This is a genomic window from Rugosimonospora africana, assembly GCF_016862975.1.
Taxonomy (GTDB): Bacteria; Actinomycetota; Actinomycetes; order Mycobacteriales; family Micromonosporaceae; genus Rugosimonospora; species Rugosimonospora africana.
On record NZ_BONZ01000100.1, the window covers coordinates 46,888 to 64,372 of the forward strand.

Annotated in this window: 13 protein-coding genes; 3 read left to right on the forward strand and 10 right to left on the reverse strand. The window is 68.5% G+C overall.

Annotated features, from left to right (window positions below; translation table 11 throughout):
• Nucleotides 1-692 precede the first annotated feature (692 nt).
• Nucleotides 693-2,300: a fatty acyl-AMP ligase gene (locus Raf01_RS43340; RefSeq protein ID WP_203923983.1), complete on the reverse strand. Its 1,608-nt coding sequence runs from the start codon at nucleotides 2,298-2,300 to the stop codon at nucleotides 693-695.
• Between the two features lie 70 nt (nucleotides 2,301-2,370).
• A complete protein-coding gene (locus Raf01_RS43345; RefSeq protein WP_239134431.1) occupies nucleotides 2,371-2,841 on the reverse strand; it encodes a cupin domain-containing protein in 471 nt (156 codons plus the stop codon).
• Between the two features lie 157 nt (nucleotides 2,842-2,998).
• Here Raf01_RS43345 and Raf01_RS43350 point away from each other — a divergent pair, with 157 nt between their 5' ends.
• A complete protein-coding gene (locus tag Raf01_RS43350) occupies nucleotides 2,999-3,241 on the forward strand; it encodes a hypothetical protein (RefSeq protein ID WP_203923984.1) in 243 nt (80 codons plus the stop codon).
• Between the two features lie 183 nt (nucleotides 3,242-3,424).
• On the opposite strand, the gene Raf01_RS43355 is transcribed toward Raf01_RS43350, so the two are convergent.
• Entirely contained in the window at nucleotides 3,425-4,156 is a 732-nt protein-coding gene (locus Raf01_RS43355) for a tetratricopeptide repeat protein (protein ID WP_203923985.1), read from the reverse strand.
• A 496-nt stretch (nucleotides 4,157-4,652) separates the two neighbouring features.
• Here Raf01_RS43355 and Raf01_RS43360 point away from each other — a divergent pair, with 496 nt between their 5' ends.
• Both Raf01_RS43360 and Raf01_RS43365 read left to right on the forward strand, forming a co-directional pair.
• A complete protein-coding gene (locus tag Raf01_RS43360; protein WP_275413189.1) occupies nucleotides 4,653-5,921 on the forward strand; it encodes an MFS transporter in 1,269 nt (422 codons plus the stop codon).
• A gap of 517 nt (nucleotides 5,922-6,438) precedes the next feature.
• Nucleotides 6,439-8,790, forward strand: coding sequence for an ATP-binding protein (locus tag Raf01_RS43365; protein WP_203923987.1), 2,352 nt, complete (start codon nucleotides 6,439-6,441; stop codon nucleotides 8,788-8,790).
• A 65-nt stretch (nucleotides 8,791-8,855) separates the two neighbouring features.
• On the opposite strand, the gene Raf01_RS43370 is transcribed toward Raf01_RS43365, so the two are convergent.
• The 7 genes from Raf01_RS43370 to Raf01_RS43395 all read right to left on the reverse strand — a co-directional run.
• Nucleotides 8,856-11,105 (reverse strand): ATP-binding protein, encoded by a 2,250-nt coding sequence (locus Raf01_RS43370; protein ID WP_239134432.1) that lies wholly within the window; start codon nucleotides 11,103-11,105, stop codon nucleotides 8,856-8,858.
• A 247-nt stretch (nucleotides 11,106-11,352) separates the two neighbouring features.
• Nucleotides 11,353-12,006, reverse strand: coding sequence for a response regulator (locus Raf01_RS43375; protein ID WP_239134433.1), 654 nt, complete (start codon nucleotides 12,004-12,006; stop codon nucleotides 11,353-11,355).
• A complete protein-coding gene (locus Raf01_RS50245; RefSeq protein WP_239134434.1) occupies nucleotides 11,988-13,217 on the reverse strand; it encodes a sensor histidine kinase in 1,230 nt (409 codons plus the stop codon). The genes Raf01_RS43375 and Raf01_RS50245 overlap by 19 nt, the downstream gene beginning before the upstream one ends.
• Before the next feature lie 353 nt (nucleotides 13,218-13,570).
• Nucleotides 13,571-16,012 carry an FtsX-like permease family protein gene (locus tag Raf01_RS43380; protein ID WP_203923989.1) on the reverse strand — a complete coding sequence of 814 codons (2,442 nt, stop codon included), beginning with the start codon at nucleotides 16,010-16,012 and terminating at the stop codon, nucleotides 13,571-13,573.
• Nucleotides 16,006-16,752 (reverse strand): ABC transporter ATP-binding protein, encoded by a 747-nt coding sequence (locus Raf01_RS43385; protein ID WP_203923990.1) that lies wholly within the window; start codon nucleotides 16,750-16,752, stop codon nucleotides 16,006-16,008. The genes Raf01_RS43380 and Raf01_RS43385 overlap by 7 nt, the downstream gene beginning before the upstream one ends.
• Entirely contained in the window at nucleotides 16,749-17,135 is a 387-nt protein-coding gene (locus Raf01_RS43390; protein ID WP_203923991.1) for a hypothetical protein, read from the reverse strand. Before Raf01_RS43390 ends, Raf01_RS43385 begins: the two co-directional genes overlap by 4 nt.
• On the reverse strand, nucleotides 17,125-17,485 hold a 361-nt coding region (locus tag Raf01_RS43395; protein WP_203923992.1), incomplete at its 5' end, for a hypothetical protein. The genes Raf01_RS43395 and Raf01_RS43390, both read right to left, overlap by 11 nt.

The following is a 17,485-nucleotide window of genomic DNA, read 5'->3' on the forward strand; positions in this document are numbered from 1 at the left end:
GGAAAGCGCCGGCCGAGGGAACCACAGCAGCGCACCGCAGGTGCGATGGCGCGTTCCGCCAGGCTCGCCCCCCGGAATGCCCGCCCGCAGCGTTACGGCCCGCTCGCGCCCGAAGGCGAAACTGTGGACGCCCGCCTGCACTGGCGTTCGCGCGGTGACCAAGGCATCGCCGAGCGGACATCGAGACTCTCGCCAAGGACGGCCGTGCCCAGGCGGCCTAACTGCGCCCGGCGCCGCCAGTAGTCGGCGAACTGGACCGCCGTCGTCACCTCGGTCTCAGTCAGGCCAGGCTGGGTCATCGCGTACCGGCGCATCCAGGGGTATTGTCGCCGGGCCGGGCGGCGCCGGTGGACCGTTGACAGGGATCGGGCCGCCCTTTGGGATAGGTCTCCTCGTAACGTGGCGGCCGGCAGTCCTGCGCCCTGACCTATGACCGAGGCCGACGATGAGGTAGACCCCATCCGCGTGCGTCGCGGTCTGCCCAAGCATCGGCGCGCAAACGCCGGTCGGAAGATCTTGCCGATCGCGGTGGCCGGCAGCTCCGCATCACGGGGATGTCGTCGGGCGCCAACGCCGGTTCCGTCACGTGCCCGGCGCCGCCCAAGCCGCCAGCTCGTCCTCGGTCGCCGTGACGCCAGCGGGCCCCGCGCCTCCGGCGGGACCCGTCATAGCGGCGGGATCGAGGACGGGATTCACCGGACCGGTTCCTCCGTGTCGATGGCGGCGACCAGGTCGCGGGCCTTCACGCGCTGAACCTTGCCGCTGGTGGTCACCGGGATCGTGCCGGTCGGCACCAGCCGGATCTCGGCGATGGTGATGTCGTGCTCGATCGTGACCGCTTCGCGGATCGCGGATTCGAGCTCCGCCCGTTGCTGCCCGTCGAGCGGGAGAGGCACCCGGACCTCGGCGAGGAGCGCCAGCCGATCGGACTTCGGCCCGTACGGGACGATCGCGCAGCGCCGGCCGTGGAGCAGCTGAGTGCTGCGCTCAACGGTGTGCTCGATGTCCTCCGGCTGCAGCAGCCAGCCGTCGGCCTCGATGAGGTCGGCGAGCCGGCCGGTGACGAACAACTCCCCCCGCCAATGGAAGCCCCGATCCCCCGTACGCAGGTACGGCGTGTCGTCGAAGCCGGACATCTGTGCCGCGAAGACAGCCGGGCTGGTGTCGTCGCGCCAGTACCCCTCGGCGAGGTTCGGCCCGTGCAGCCAGATCTCACCCAGCTCGCCGGGCCCGCATTCGACGCGGGTTGACGGGTTGACGATCCTCGCCACCAACCCGTCGGCCGGGCGCCCGCAACTGACCAACGGCCGTCCGGTGCCGGCCTCCTCGACGGCGAAGCCGGTCTGCAGAGCGCCACGATGAAAGCGGACCATACGTGGGCGGCCGTCGTATCGAACGCCGCTGGCGAACACCGTGGCCTCGGCGAGTCCGTAGCAGGGCGCCATCATCTCCGCCCGGAAGCCAGCAGGCTCGAAGTGCTCCGCGAACCTTTCCACAGTGTCGGGTCGTACCGGCTCGGCGGCGTTGAGGATCACGCCCATCGAGGTGAGGTTCAAGATCTCGGCCGGGACTCTGCGGATGCAAAGGTCGAACGCGAAGTTCGGAGCCGCCGACAGGTTGCCGCCGACCTCGCCGATCGTCCGCAGCCACACGGACGGGTCCTTGAGGAAGCTCATCGGCGAGATCAGCGTGGCTGTGCCGGCGCGCAACACCGTATACATCAGCAGCGCAAAGCCCATGTCGTGAAAGTGCGGCAGCCAGCAGACCATGTGCAGGTCGGTGACATGCGGTGCGATCGATCGGTAGAACTCATCGAGCATCCGCAGGTTCTGCATGTAGTTGCGGTGCGTTACCTGGACACCCTTGGGAGCACCGGTCGAACCTGAGGTGTACTGGATGAGGGCGAGGTGGTGATTGGCGCGGTCCGGAGTCACCGCCAGCTTGTTGGCGACCGCGATGCCGACGTCCTCGGTGGTGAGGACCATCGAGGCGCCCGCGTGATGCGCGGCCCGCTCGCCGGCCCGGCCGGGCGGTACCGGCACGGCGACCGCACCGGCGTACCAGCAACCGAACAGCGCGGACAGGAAATCCACGTCGGTGTCGAACGACAGCACGACGCGATCGCCCGGAACGATCGTGCGGCCGAGCAGCCCGCCCACCATCCGAGCCCGAACGTCCACCTCGGACCAGGTGAGCATGCCCTGCCCGCTTACGCGGATGGCGGGGCGGTCCGGGTATTCGTCTGCGTTGCGGCGCAGCAGCTGCACGACATCCGTCAGCTCGCCAAAGTAATTCATCATTCCTGACCTGTAGAAGAGGCCGGCCTCACCCGATGTGCGGCGTACCGGATGCCGCCGGAGACACGAACGTTTACTGGAACGAACATCCCGGGTTGGGTGCATCCACCGACAGCGGTGCTCCGGCCGGCAGGACGTACAACACCTCCAGCACCACCGGGACCCGGCCACGGTTGATCCCGATGTGGACGTGGTCGGCGCCCTTGGGCTCCTGAATGAAGCTGCCGCGCGGGTAGACCCCATCGGACTCACACGCCGAGTCGAAGTGGCTCAGCGTGCCTTGCTTGACCCAGCCGTACAGTACGCCCTGGTGCCAGTGCCACCCGGTCGACTGACCCGCCGGAACGGTGATCTCCCGCAGGATGTAGTCCGTCCCTGCGACCGTGTACTGCGAGAGGATCCTGCCGCTAACACCCGGTCCCGGCGGCGTCGCCTGCGCCGGCGTGCCCGCCAGCAGCGCCGTCCCGGTCACCGCCGCCACGACCCCGGCACCAACCGTCATCCGCAGCTTCGACCAGCTTTCGCGCGTCGCATGTTCAGTCATGCCGAAGAAGCTAGCGAGCGGCTGTTACCTGGCAATGAACTGCGGCAGCGAGCCCGTGCAGACGCCGTCAACTTCACCCATGCCGGCTGATTCAGAAGATCCTCGGCCTCACCGACGCTCTCCGCACATTCACCAGGTTCGGGCCAACCGCTGATAGGTGCCGAGGAACACGAAAGAGAAGTCGGGGTCGACGACGATCCCCCGATCCGACGCCCGGGGCGCCATCCAGGCCGCCGTGGCCAGCCATCGGGAGATCGCCCTGACCGGCGCGGACCCGCTCGCCGCGGCGGACGAGGCCGAACAGATCATCAACGCGAACCTGGTCGATCAGCCACGGTCCTGCGTCGCTCTGTGGCACGGTCTGCTTGCCGAGATGCGCGCGCCTGCTGCAGGCTCGTGACGCGGCGCTCTCGGCCCTCCTGACTGCCGCCGAGCGCGCCCGAAGCCTGTCCGAGCGGCGCGCAGCGCACCTGTTTGCGCGCCGTGCCGAGGCGTTCCTGACCTCGTTGACGTAAAGAGAAATTTCACTGGGGGTGTACCAGCTCTACAATCCTCGCGGCACGCCCGGGTCGTCCAAGCCGGTTCACGCACGCCACGTGAGCCCGAACGCCGCGGTGTCGCTCAGCTTGGCACCGACGGCGTACTCCGGGGCGTAGCGGTCCTCGCCCAGCGAGGCGAGGGCGGCGGCGCGCGCCTTGGCCAGTTCTTCGGCGTCGTCCGGGTCGGGAACCTGACCCAGCTCGGCGTACGCGGTGTCGGTGAACCCGATCATCCGGGCCGCCTGGAGGTGGTCGCGCTCGGCCGACGCCAGCGCCGCAGCCGCGACTCCCAGGTACGGCACGAACGAGCGGTAGCCCTCCCGGAACACCCGCTCTCGGCCTTGCAAGAACAGCTCCCGCGCCCGACCCAGGTTGCCCAGGTACAGCTCGGTGAACGCGAGATTGTGGTACTCGGAGTGCACCTGCTCCGGCTGCCCGAGTTCCTCGTTGAGCGCGATGCTGGCCAGATAGAGGTCGCGGGCGTTGGCGTAGTCGCCGGACATCCGGGTAACCGCAGCCAGCACATGCCGCGGCCGTTCCTCCAGCCGCCGGTCACCGGACCGAATTGCCGCGTCCAGTGCCTGGACCGCCAGCTGCCGGGAGCGGGCGAGATCGCCTCCGCGCAACGCCACCCGGGACATCGCGTACAGCGGTTCGACCTCGCGGCCGAGGTCCCCAGCCGCACGGGCTCGTTCGATCTCGGCCTCCGCCATCCGCTCAACTTCGGCGGTGTCGCCTCGGCGGAACGTGGCCCGTACGTCGTCGGCGAAACTCATCTGCTCTCCGTCTCGTCATTCAGGAGCCTCGTCACCGCGTCCCGGAACGTCCCCGGCATCCTCGATGCCATTGAAGTCCCCCGCTGGTCTCGAGGATGACCAGTCGGGTCGGCATTGTTTTGAGCGAGGACCCCACGCATCCTCACACAATTCTTCTCTTCGATCGCTCGCGGACTGAGACGGCGTCGAGCTGGACCCTGACACGCAACATCCGCGGCGAACCATCATCGGTGACGGATCGCCGCGGATGTGCAGTGCCTCCCTGGCGCGCATCAGGCCTCAGACCGCGCCGTTGGGCGGGTCAGGTCACCAATCCGGGCTGCTCTTCTCCATGACTCACCTCCCTGAGCTTGTGCCTCCTGAGTCAATCAGCGCCGACTTGACGCCGGCTGTAGTCCGTCTGCCCACGTGATGGCGTTGCCATCCCCCGGCGTTAAGTGGGAAATCAGTCAACCGTGGAACGGTCAGAATCTCATCCGACCGGAAGAAGGTCACTTTGTTCGCACCGATACTGCGTAACAGAGAGTTCAGGGCCATGGCGCTGACTGAGGCCATGTCGACGGTCGGGGATCAATTGACACGGGTGGCGCTCGCGCTACTGGTCTTCGACAGGACAGGATCGGCCGGGCTGGGTGGACTGACGTACGCGTTGACCTTCCTGCCTACCGTCGCCGGCGGCCTGCTCCTGTCACCGCTTGCCGATACGCGGCCGCGCCGTTCCACGCTGATCGCGATCGACGTCCTGCGTGGGGCGGCCGTCTTGGCGATGGTCGCGCCGGGCACACCGCTTGTTGTGCTGTGGTCTCTCGTTGCCTTCTGCGCATTTCTGAACGGGCCTTACTCGGCGGCTCGTCTCGCCCTCCTGCGTGACGTCCTGTCACAGGATCAATACGGCGCCGGGATGGCCCTGCGTCAGTCGCTGTCCCAGGGGGCGCAGCTGCTGGGCTTCCTCTCAGGCGGTCTACTCGCCTCTATCTTCAGTCCGGGAACATGCCTGCTGTTCGACTGCGCGAGCTTCGTCGGCTCAGCGCTCACACTGCGAATCTTCGTCCGACCGCGGCCTGCGGCGCTCTCGGGCGGGGAAAGGAGTACGGTCGCCGGGACCGTTCGCCTCGTTTGGGGCTCGCCGGTGTTGCGTACCGTCTTCCTTACGACCTTCACGGGTCTGTTCTTCCTGGGCCCGGACGCGCTCGCGGCACCGCTCGCGTCGGAGCTGAGTCTCAGTGCCCGGTGGGTCGGATTCTTCATGGCGTCCGGTGGGCTCTTCTCCGTGATTGGTCTCGCCGCCTTTGGCAGATTCGTCAGTGCCGACCGATACCTGCGGGCGTTCCCGATCTCGTTCCTGGCGCCAGGTTTACCTTTGCTGCCGGTGGTCGTAGTCCACGATCCAATCAAAATCCTGATCCTTTTCGGGATCAGCGGAGCAGCGTGGGCCGTGCTCACCGTCATCGCGGTGACGTCGTTCGCCGGGCTATTACCCGACGATCAGCGGGGACGGGCTATGGGAGTCGCAGGCTCAATGAATGCGACATCCCAGGGCGTCGGCGCGTTCCTCGCCGGGCTGCTCGCCGACGCTGTCGGCGTGGGCTGCGCCATTTCACTGCTCGGTGCGGCCGGCGTCCTCTTCGCCCTGCTCGCGATCGCAGGTTGGAGACGGGCAGTCGTCAACCCAACCCGGTCAATTACCGGCGCACGCGCGACACCGGATCAGCATGCGAAGCCGGACGCAGCCCAGCCAGAACGCCCGGCGACTTACAACTCGTGACTTCTCGAGTGTTGGGAGTGGCACCGACGGCGTGGTACGAAAGCCGCCGGTCGTCAACCGTAGGGGCCGGTTGTGAACGAATACTGGAATTTCCGGTTCACAACCGGGGATCTGAAGAAGATCGCAACCGCCCGCGACGCGCGGCCGACAAACCTGGCCCGGAGCCGCAACAATACGGCGCCGACCCGCCGCGAGGCACGAACAGTAGGGGGATCAGCGAGTGGCGATCATCGCCGCCGAGCAGCCGGAAACGCGGAGCCACCAGAGACGAGTGATCCCGGCGATTGCGTAGATTCGCGGCATCCGGCAGCGAGGGTTCAGGCTGCGGCCGTGAAGACTGTCCCCGGGGGGCGTCGATGGGAGAATCCAGCGACTCCGGCGGAGGCGGGCGTCTGGCGCGACCAAACGGCAGCATTCCTGCGTAATTTCCTGCATGGCTTAGCTCGGGCCTCACTGGTTGCATAGGGATAGCGCGCCGCACGACGCGTCGCCCGGTTCGACGGAAGATGTCATCCCCATGTCGCATGAGCGCCTGTCACTGCAGATTCTCGGTCCGTTGCGGCTGTGGCGCGGCGGAGCCGAACTGGACGCCGGACCCCGGCAGCAGGCTCACCTGCTCGCGTTGCTCGTCGCCCAGGCGGGCAGGCCGATCAGCACGACCGAGCTGATCGACCTGGTCTGGGAAGAGGATGCTCCGGCAACGGCGGTGAATATAGTCTCGAAGTACGTGGGTGCGCTGCGACGGCTGCTCGAGCCGGCGTTGCCCGTCCGCGGAACCAGCTCGTATCTGCTGCGTCGTGGTACCGGCTATATATTCGCTGCGCGTGGCGGAATGGTGGACGCTGTCACGTTCCGGGAGCTCGTCGCGACCGCCCGGACGCGCCTCGCCGAGAACCGGTCTGACGCGGCCCTCGAAGCTTATGCGCAGGCGCTGGGATTGTGGCGAGGCCCTGCGGGCGGTGGACTGGCGCTCGGCTTGGAGGCGATGTCGGTCTTCACCGCGCTGAATGAGGAGTTCTTCGATGCCTCTGTGGCGGCCGCACAGGTGGCCGTGTCACAGCGCCGGCCCGATCTGGTGCTCCAGCAGGTGCGGCTGGCGGCATCAATGGCGCCGTTGCACGAGAGAGTGCAGGCCGGTCTCATTGCCGTCCTGGACGCTGCCGGCCGGCAAGCCGAAGCATTGTCGGTGTTCCAAACGGTTCGCACCCGGCTCGCCGACGAGCTCGGCGTCGATCCTGGCCCGGCGTTGCAGGCGGCGTACCACGCCGTCCTGAGCCGACCGACGACGGTCGAAGCCGACGACCGGCCACGGGCAACGGTGAGTACGACACCCGCGGCCCAGCCATCGGCCTCCGGCCTGGTAGGGCGGGAAGACGAGATTGCCGTGCTGCGTCAGGCGGTCGAATCGGCGTTCGCCGGGGGTGCCGGGCTTGCCATCGTCGAGGGTGAACCTGGAACGGGCAAGACCCACTTGTTGAAGGAGATCGTCGCTGAGGCGAACCGACGTGGCGCGCTGATCGCGTGGGGCGGATGTCTGGCGGGCGACGGGACGCCGGGCATGTGGCCGTGGCGCCAGGCAGGTCGCACGTTGCTGGACTCGCTTCCGGATGCGGCACGCGAGGATTGGCGCGCCAGCGAGTTGGGCTGTTTGCTGGATCCACGCCGCCCCGACCCCGCAGTCCCCGACCTTTTCGTCGGCGACACCCGGTTCCGCCTGTTCGAGCAGGCCGTTGCCCTCGTCGCTCAGGCCGCGGCGGTGCGGCCGGTCGTGCTCGTCGTCGACGACCTCCAGTGGGCCGACACCGCGTCGCTCGAGATGTTCGCTCACCTGGCGACCCGGTTGCCGCCCGGCACCGTCGCCATCAGCGCGCTGCGCGACCGCGCGCCCGTTCCTCGGATCGCGTTGACCCGGATGCTCGCCGCGGCCAGCCGGCTTGCCTCTCATCGCCGGATCCGGCTCGGCCCGCTGTGCGTCGGCGACGTGGCCGACCTCTTCTACCGCGAGACCGGACACCGGCCCGACGCGGATGCCGCCCGCGCCATCCACAGTCGCGCGGGGGGCAACCCATTCTTCGTCCGGGAATTGTGCCGACTTCTGCCGCCCGGCGGTATCATCAGCGGCGAAACTGTAGCCGCCATCCCGGTCCCACCAACCGTTCGGGACGTCGTCCGCGACCGCACCACGGGCCTTGACGACGAAGCTCTCGTGCTGCTGGAACTCGCCGCTCTGATTGGCCGCGACGTCGAGCTCGCGCTACTCGCCCGCGCGGCCGGTATCGACGGACCGACGTGCCTCGACCGCCTCGAGTCGCTGGAAGCCCTCGGACTGCTCGAACCCGTCGATCCGTCCTCGGTCCGCTTCCCGCACGAACTGGCGCGCGAGTCGGTCGCCATGACCACACCACAACGGCGAACTGCCAGGCTTCACCTGCGTATAGCCCACGCGCTCGCGCATCCCGACGGAGACACCGGGCCCGTCGCCGCTCGCCTCGCGCATCACCTGTGGGCCTGCGGCCCGCTTGCCCGCCCCGCCCGGACCACCGATGCGTTGGCGCGTGTGAGCCGACGCGCGGCGGCCGCTGCCGTGTTCGGGGTCGCCGAAGAACGTCTCCGGACAGCCGTCGAGCAGGTGCGGACGGCACTCCCCGCGGAAGGCGACTGTCCGCGTTGTCGCAGTTCACCGCGGTCGACGGCGAACGAGCCTGGCAGCCGCGCGGCGCCCCGTCCCTTGGAAGGAGCCGTGTGCCGGGCCGAGATCTCGACCTCGGCCGCGAGGCCATCAGCCTACCCATCTCCCACCGTCCGTCCGCGCGATTCACCCGTTGGCCTGGGCCGGGCCGCGGTTGCTGGTGGCCCTCTCCGCCGCTGACAGACCGCCAAGGCGACGCCGGGGGCTGCCGTTGCCGACGCTGACCAGGGAGAATGTTCTGGTGGTCAATCGTCAAGGCTGGACAGCGTCTTGCGGGCGAAGGGTGCATACCACATGTCGGGGGCGATCAGTTCGAGGCCACGGGTGAGGTTGGCGCGGCCCTCGGCGGTACGGCCGAGGGCGGCACGGGCTCGTCCCATCGAAACATGTATTTCGCCCATCAGGCCCGGCTCGCCGTGCTCGGTTGCCAACGGCAGGGCCAACTCAGCCAGGTGCTGTGACTCCGACCAGCGTCCGAGCATGCCGCACGCCATGGCCATGCCGGACAACGCTGCTGCGCGGACGAGAAGGACACGAAGCGGCGACAGCGGGCGACGGTCAACCTCAGCCAGCGCCACACGAAACTCGTCGATAGCCTCAGCGGAGCGGTTCAGCCTGATGAGCGCGACGCCGATGCCGTAGAACTGCGCGACGTACGCGTCGTGGTCGGCGATCTGATCGGCCAGGTCGCGTGCCCTGCCGTAGGCCCGCAGCGACTCCTCCAGCCGGCCCGACAAGCGCCAGGCGGAGGCGATGGCCTGGAGAGCCTGGACCTGTTCCTCGTGATACGCGAGCGTTTCTGCCAGCTGATAGGCCTCGATCGCCACCTCGGCGGCCTCGTCGAAGCGACGCGCGCTCTGCAGCGCGGCATAGGCGTAGTTGTTGAGGTGCTCGACCCGCTGACGAAGGTCGGGCAGGGCGGCCGCAGCAGCACGGCTCAGGCCGTACACCTCATACCAGCCAGGCCAGCGATAGGACGCGTCCGAGTACTGCTTCAGCGCCTCGCTGACATCAGCGACGAGCTGGTGCTGGCCTTCTGCGGCGGTGGCGCGGAGGGCTGCTAGCCAGTTGTCGGTCTCCGCGCGCAGCCAGGCGCCAGCCTCCTCCCGCGTGGCCAGGGGCACCAGACCGTCCCAACCGTCGGGCAGCGACCCGTACCCGGGCTCGTACCAGCGGCCGGCGACGATTGCGGTCTGCAGCAGCCAGTCGTTCATCCGCCGTTCAGTGGCGGCCCGGGCGGCCGACTCCTCGGCGCGCAGCCGCTCCTCGGCATAGAGCCGGATCAGGTCGTGGAACTGGTACCTGTCGACACCAACCGGCTGCAGGAGCCCGAGTTCGACCAGTTCATCGAGCCGATCCTCGACGTCCGGCAGCCCGGTCTCGGTCAGCACCGCCGCCAACGGCGCTGCGAAGTCGACCCCCGACACATGCCCGAGCCGACGAAACAGCACCGCGGCGGGGGCGGACAGTTGGGCGTGCGACAGAGCGAACGCCGCGCCCACTCCGGTGTCACCAGCGGTCAGGGCGGCCAACCTCCGATCAGCATCGGTTAGCCGGTCGACCAGGTTACCAACAGTCCATTGTGGACGGCTGGCGAGTCGAGTACCAGCGATCCGCAGCGCCAGCGGCAGGTGCCCGCACATCCGGGCCACCGTGTCCACCTGCTCGACCGCGGCCGGATCAGCGGCCTGGGTGGCGATCATGCCCAGCATGCTGGCCGACTCGGCCGGAGCAAGCGGCGTCAGCCCGATCCGCAGGACACCCTCCAGACCTCCCAGCGCTCGTCTGCTGGTCACCACGACCATGCACTCACCGCTGGCGGGCAGCAGCGGTCGCACCTGCGCCTCCGATCCGGCGTTGTCGAGGACCAGCAGGCAGGGCCGCTCACGCAGCACCGCCCGCAGTTGGGCCGACCGCTCGTCGTCCGTATGCGCGATGCGTCGCTGGTCCATACCGAGGGCTCGAAGCAGGCGCTGGAGGGCCTCACCAACTGACAGCGGATCCACGTCAGTGCCGCGCAGGTCCAGATATAGCCGGTCGTCGGGGAAGCTGTCGTGTAGTTCGTCGGCGATCCGCACCGCGAGCGCGGTCTTACCGAGCCCTGGTGGCCCGTGCACCACCAGCACTGGCGGCGGGCCCTCGCCGTTGCCGGCCTGCCTCGCGACGGCGCTTGCCGTGGCCAGTTCCGTCGCGCGGCCCACGAAGTCCACGACTCCGCGCGGCAACTCACCCATCCGCGGCCGCCCGGCGGCGCTCGGCGAACGAGCCTCCTTCGCCGCGGCTTCCAGTCCGGCCCGGCCATCCGTGTCCAGGCCCAAGCCGTCAGCGAGGGCAGCCAGCGTCCGGGCCCGCGGTGCCCGGCTTTGTCCACGCTCCATGTCACTAATGGCCCGAGCGCTGACTCCGGACGCCTCGGCAAGCTGCTCCATCGTCAAACCGGCAGCGTGACGGAGCGCACGCACGCAGTCCCCGAACGAGGACATCGGTCCGGCCATCCGAACATGATAAGAATCAACGCTTGTGCCCGCGACCAGGGCTTCGTCTTGTCCCACCCTCTGGTCGAACACACTCGCGGTTCGGCCCCTTTTGCTGTCCAGAGACTGTTCAGAGCGACGACGTACCGTTGTCGGCCGCGACGTCGCGTCCCGGCGACAGAATAGTGAGAGGAACGTTCATATCCGATATTTTTCGGAAGTCTGCTGTCGGCACGGATGCGCCCGACGCCACAAATGATCCACTCATTCAACGGGCATTCAGGTATGCAAGTACCGCAAGAACCCTGCGATGGTCGTCCGACGCGGGAGGCAGGTCCAGTTTGGTAAGGATGCTCGCGATGCGCTTAGACACCGTCGCCTCCGTGACGACGAGACGTCGGGCGATCGCCGCATTGGACCGGCCCTCGGCGATGAGACCGAGCACCTCGCGCTCCCTGGGGCTGAGCCGCTGCAGCGGATCGTGGCGACGGCTCAGCAACTGACGGACGACCTCCGGATCGACAACGGTCCCGCCCTCCACCACCCTGTCCAGGGCCGAGATGAACTCCTCCACGTCGCCGATCCGGTCTTTGAGCAGATAGCCGATGCCGGCACCGTTGTCGGACTGAAGCAGCTCGGTGGCATACGTCTGAGACACGTACTGGCTCAGCACCAGCACGCCGAGGTGGGGACGCCCCGCCCTCAGGGTGCGGGCGGCGGCCAGTCCGTCGTCGCTGAAGTTGGGGGGCATCCGGACATCCACCACGACGGCGTCGGGCTCGTGCTCCTCCACCGCGGCGATGAGTGCGGGGGCGTCGCCGACAGCCGCCAGCACCGTGTGGCCGAGGCGCTCCAGCAGACTGACCAGTCCCTCGCGCAGAAGCGCCGCGTCTTCGGCGATGACTAGGCGATGAGATTGCACGGCATCTCCACTCGGAGGACAGTCGGGCCGCCGGCCGGTGAGCGCAGGAGCATTCTGCCGTCCACCACGGCGAGCCGGTCCGCCATCCCAACCAGGCCGGTGCCACCGGCTATGTCGGCGCCGCCGACACCGTCGTCCCCTACTTCCAACACGAATGTCTCGCCGCTCACCTGGCCGTGGACCCATGCTCGGCTCGCCGTGCTGTGCTTGGCGATGTTCGCCAATCCCTCGCAGACCACGAAATAGGCCGCGACCTCCGCAGCCGAGTCGAGTCGTCGTGGAAGAGCGATGTAGACGTCGACCGGCACCGGAGACCGTCCGACCAAGTCCCGGACGGCCGGTTCCAGGCCGCGGTCAGTGAGCACACGGGGATGCACATTGTGAATCAGCTCACGCAGCTCCTCCAGTGCCTGCTGCGCCTGCTCCTGGGCCTCGCTCACGTGCCGGGCTGCAGGCGAATCGGGCTGCAGGTCGAGTCCGGCGAGCCCGAGTTTCATGGAGAGCGCCACAAGCCGCTGCTGAGCTCCGTCATGCAGGTCGCGCTCGATCCGGCGACGCTCCACCTCGTACGCGTCCGCAAGCCGCGCCCGCGACCGTACGACCTCCATCAACTCGCTGTCGGGCGGCAGGAGCACGGCGCGAGTCATGGCCGACCTGGCGCCGGCCCAGGCCGCGATGGGATACGCCGAAATCGGCAGCAACAGCGCTCCGACCACCACGCCTGCGCCCTCGACCAGCGGTGGCGCCGTCGGCTGAAGCGGGGCCGTCAGAAAGAACACCGGCACCCCGAGGGCCACCACCGTGATCCCCAAGTCGATCCACCACAGAGTGAACAGGGCCGCCACGCCGTAGCCGAGGTTGCGCCAGGAGGCGGAGGCGCGGAACCAGCCGAGGATGCGGCGCCGTAAGGTCCGCTCGCCTGCGGATTCGGAAGGCGGGAGATCCGTATTGGTGATGACGAGCCTCAGGCGACGCCGCTCGAAGCCCACCATCGCCCACCCCACCAGGAGGAGAGCCAACAGCCCCAACAGCGTGACGGCAGGTACGCCGAGGACGGTCCGCAGGTAGTAGAGGCCCAGGGTCAGCAGGGCCACTACCGCACCCGGCACGACACTGGACAGCAGATACGCCAAGGACCGCCATGTCCAGAAGGACTTGAGGAAGCGTAAGGGCCTCTGCGCCAGGGCCTCCAACGGGTTGCGCGCGATCACGCTCCGACCGTATCCGGTGCCGACGACGGGCAGCAGTGGTGCTGGCTATACCTCTGACTGCCCAGGTAGGCCCCCAGGCCGAGCGTTCCCGGAAGCCGATATCTGGCGTGGTTCGAGCTCCGGACGGTTTCCCCGCCGGGTGACCACGGCGCTTGTCCCCTCTTCAGGTCGACCGCCACGGTCGGCGGACCGTGTTCCCGCCGACGCAGCGGCCGTCCCCACCCGACCCAAACCTCGACCGAGCCGGTGATACGGGTCTGAGCGCCAGGGGCTCCCTGGCTTCGCTGTGCCGTCTTCGCACATTCGCCAAGGGCGGGGCCGCCGTACGGCCGCGCCCCTGGCGGAACCGGGGATCAGGCGCTGCGGGTGGCAGCGTCACCGGCGCGCAGAGCCAGGCGGGCGGGTAGCACGCTGGACAGCAGCGCGAGGAACAGGCAGAGGCCGATGGACAGCACGATAGTCGGCCACGGCAGGTTGAGATTGACAGTGGTGCCGAGGTTGGCGGACAGACCGGAGCGGATCGCCATGAGGGCGGTGATGGCGACCGTGAGCCCGACGACCGTTCCGATGCCGACAGCGAGCGCGGATTCCGCCGCAACGATCCGCAGGACCTGCCGGGTCGTCGCACCGGACAGGCGCAGCACGGTGAAGTCGCGGGCCCGGTCGGCGGTGGCCATCATGAGAGTATTGGCGATCGCCAGGCACGTGTAACCGAGGGACATGCCGACGAGGATGACGATGAAGATCTTCGCCAGCCGATCGTCCTCGGACTGCGTCCGGTCCGCGTAGACGGCCCGGCTCAGTTGCTGGGCGCCGAGTGCGGGCGGGATGTCGGCCGTACCGGAGCGGGGCACGTACACGGTGGGGGTGAGCGCCGACGGGTCGTGTGCGCGCACCGTCTCACGCGACAGCAGTACGGCGGCGGTGGAGGACTGGTCGGTGACCTCCGCCACGACCCGCATGTCGCGTGTCTGTCCGTCGTCGAAGGTGACCGGGACTGTTCGGCCCGTTGTCCAGTTGAGCCATTGGGCGACGGAGGTCCTGACGATCATTGTGTCCTGGCCTTGAAGGGCGTCGAGGGACCCGGACGTCACCTTCATGTGTTCGCGCGCTGCCGCGAACGCCACCTTGCTCACCCCGACACCCCCCACGTGGTCTTTTCCTCCTGGATACAGCGTCGTGGGCATCAGGGACGCTCCGCCCTTCACGGACGTGACAGCGGCGTCGGAGAGCCCCGGCGTGCCGTCCGGCGTCACGACGGACTCGGCCTTGACCGAGATGGTCTCCTCCAGGGCGTAACCCGTGGCCCTGATCTGGAACATGCCGGAGATCAGGACGGCGAAGCCGATGGTGACAAGCACCGGAGCGGCGGTCGACGCGGTGCGCCGTACGGAGGTCAGCGCACTCTCGCGGGCCACCAGGTTCGTGGCACCGCTGAGCCGGCGCAACGGCCACCACACGAGACGCACCAGGAACGGGATGAACGCCGGCGCGAACAGAGTGAGGCCCACGATCAATGCCATCGCCGCGTAGATGGTGTTGTTGATCATCTCGTCCGAGCCGCTGCCGGTCGCGTTGACCAACAGTGCGATGCCTGCCAGCGTGCTGACCGAGGCGAAGATCCATCGGCTGCGGGTCATCGGATGCTTCTCCAGCGAGGCTTCGCGCAGAGCCTCCAGCGGCCGCACCTTTCCGGCTCGCCTGGAGGCCGACCATACTCCGAGCACCGCGACGAGCAGGCCGACGGTGAACGTCCCGATGAGCGGCAGCACCTGGATTTGCACGGTGAAGCTCGGCGGCTCCAATCCGCCGTTAACGAACAGACCGCCGAGTACGGGGGCGAGCAGACTGCCGAGGACGACGCCCACCGACGCGGCGACAACCCCGATCGTCACGGCTTCGCCGTACACCATGCGCCGGATCTGCTTCGGTGTAGCGCCGATCGTGCGCCACAGCCCGAGTTCACGGCGGCGTTGGATGATGCTGAAGGCGAACGTGGACGCCACCACGAAAATCGACACGAAGGCGGTGAGACTGGCCATCCCGATGAGGATCTGCATACCGATCCAGCGGGTCTTCGCCGCGTTCTTCTCCTCGAGGTTCTTGAGTGCCTCACCGCGCAGCGTCTCACCGTCCTTGCCGACGACGTTCTCGGCCGCGGCGGCCACCGCCTTCGTGTCGACACCGGAATCGGTGAGCAGCCCGATGACCCGGACACCGCCCGACAGGGCCGCGGCCGCGGAGTCCGACACATAGAAAGCGGGGCCGTCCACCGTCCCTGAGACGCTGTACTGGGCGGGGCCCGTCGCGGTCAGCAGCGTGACCTGCCCGCCCGGCCGGAGGCCGAGGGCGCGGTCGAGGACGACCTCCTTGTCCCCGGACGGCGGCTTGCCCGCGACGAGCGGCTGCGGGGCGAGCGCGGAAGTCGACCAGGCATGGCCCTGCAGGTCGCCGTCCTCGGCGGCGGCCACGGGCTTGCCGTCGATGACCGCCTGCGCGTAGAAGGACAGATCGGGTACGGCCTTGGAGACGCCCGGGATGGCGTCCAGTCGCTGGACCAACTCAGCAGCCCGTTGCTGTGTCCAGGGCCGGTTCGCCGTGAACAAGCCGTCGCTTTGGTCGACCCCGGGGCTCTGCACCAGCACCCGGGCGCCCGCATACCGTTTGGGAACCTCGGGCTGCGCCGAGGTGAGCACCAGGGTGATCATGGAAAGGATGGTCACGCCGAGGGCGAGGGCGATGAACGTGCCCAGGAAGGAAGCCCAGCGCTGGCGGACGGTGGCGAGGCTCAGCATGCTACGGCCTCCAGGGCGGCCATGCGGGCCGCGATCGTCTCGACGCTGGCGCGCCCGCGCAACTCGTCGGCGATCCGGCCGTCGGCGAGCAGCAGCACACGGTCCGCGTAGGTGGCTGCGGCGGGGTCGTGGGTGACCATGACGACGGTCTGCCCGTGGCGGTCGACGATATCGCGCAGCAGAGAGAGGACGTCGCGCGAGGTTTTGGTGTCCAGGGCGCCGGTGGGTTCGTCGGCGAACAGAACCGCAGGGCGGGTGATCAGGGCACGGGCGATGGCGACACGCTGCTGTTCACCGCCGGACAGCTCACCAGGGCGGTGACCGCCTCGGCTGCCGAGCCCGACCTCGCCCAGTGCCGCGAGGAGTTGCCCGCGCTCGGGTCGACGGCCCGCCAGACGCAGCGGCAGTGCCACGTTCTGCTCCGCGGTGAGCACGGAGACCAGGTTGAAAGCCTGGAAGACGAAACCGACCCGCTCACGGCGCAAGAGCGTGAGCTCGGTCTCGTTCAGGCCACTAAGGTCGGTGCCGTCGATGACAACCTTCCCGTCGTCGACCCGGTCGAGGCCAGCGGCGCAGTGCAGCAGTGTGGATTTTCCCGAACCCGACGGGCCCATCACCGCGGTGAACGTGCCCTGGGAGAAGATGGTGGTCACCCCCTCCAGGGCGGTCACGGCCTGCGCCCCGGAGCCGTACTGCTTGGTGACGGACCACAGCCGGACGGTGTCAGTCGATGTCGTCATGCCGAAAGCCAACCGCAGACTGACCCCAGCGGTCTGGGGCGCTGGGGCGAGACCTTGTGGGGTGCTAGCACTACCCCGAAGCGCGGCCCGCTGCGGCTGTTGCGCCGCGACCGGGCCGTCGCCGCGATCTGTCGCTGCATCGCCTCGATATCGCTGGCCGCGATAGCGTCCAACGCCCGCTCACCCCAGACCGCGGCCATCCGGTTCCAGTAGGTGCCATGCGTTCGGCGGGCGCCGGACCCCGCTGCCGCGACAACGCGGGGCAAGTACTCGGTCAGCGTCGGCAGGCGCGGGCCCGGTTCGGCCTGCAGGCCGGCGAGGGTGACGCCGAGGTGGGACAGCAGTTGCCGGGCCGCAGCGACGCGGGCGGGATCAGCCGACATGACGGCCTCCGATGATCTCGGCGTGCAGGTCTGCCAGCAGCCGCGCGACGGCACTGGCCGGGTGGATCACCAGCAGGTCGTGGGCGACCAGGGCGGCGAGCAGCAGTCGTTGTCCGGGGGTGATCGCATACATCTGCCCGCGCGCTGGCCGGTAGCGGCAACTCCCCTCGGCTGCCCACGACGTGCTTCCCGCCGCCGCTGACGCGATCACCAGCAATCCACGGTGCGCGCAGATATCGAGGCGATGGCCGGCGACCATCCCAGCGCGAGCAGCAGGGCCCGTTCGGTCACTCGGCCGGAAGGGTCCGGACGAGCCACCCCCGTCCGGCGGAATGTCAGACTTCAAATCG

Coding starts and splice junctions, on each gene's coding strand:
- Raf01_RS43340 (WP_203923983.1), bottom strand. CDS start 2,300: ATGATGAATTACTTTGGCGAGCTGACGGATGTCGTGCAGCTGCTGCGC.
- Raf01_RS43345 (WP_239134431.1), bottom strand. CDS start 2,841: ATGACTGAACATGCGACGCGCGAAAGCTGGTCGAAGCTGCGGATGACG.
- Raf01_RS43355 (WP_203923985.1), bottom strand. CDS start 4,156: ATGAGTTTCGCCGACGACGTACGGGCCACGTTCCGCCGAGGCGACACC.
- Raf01_RS43365 (WP_203923987.1), top strand. CDS start 6,439: ATGTCGCATGAGCGCCTGTCACTGCAGATTCTCGGTCCGTTGCGGCTG.
- Raf01_RS43370 (WP_239134432.1), bottom strand. CDS start 11,105: ATGGCCGGACCGATGTCCTCGTTCGGGGACTGCGTGCGTGCGCTCCGT.
- Raf01_RS43380 (WP_203923989.1), bottom strand. CDS start 16,012: ATGCTGAGCCTCGCCACCGTCCGCCAGCGCTGGGCTTCCTTCCTGGGC.
- Raf01_RS43385 (WP_203923990.1), bottom strand. CDS start 16,752: ATGACGACATCGACTGACACCGTCCGGCTGTGGTCCGTCACCAAGCAG.
- Raf01_RS43390 (WP_203923991.1), bottom strand. CDS start 17,135: ATGTCGGCTGATCCCGCCCGCGTCGCTGCGGCCCGGCAACTGCTGTCC.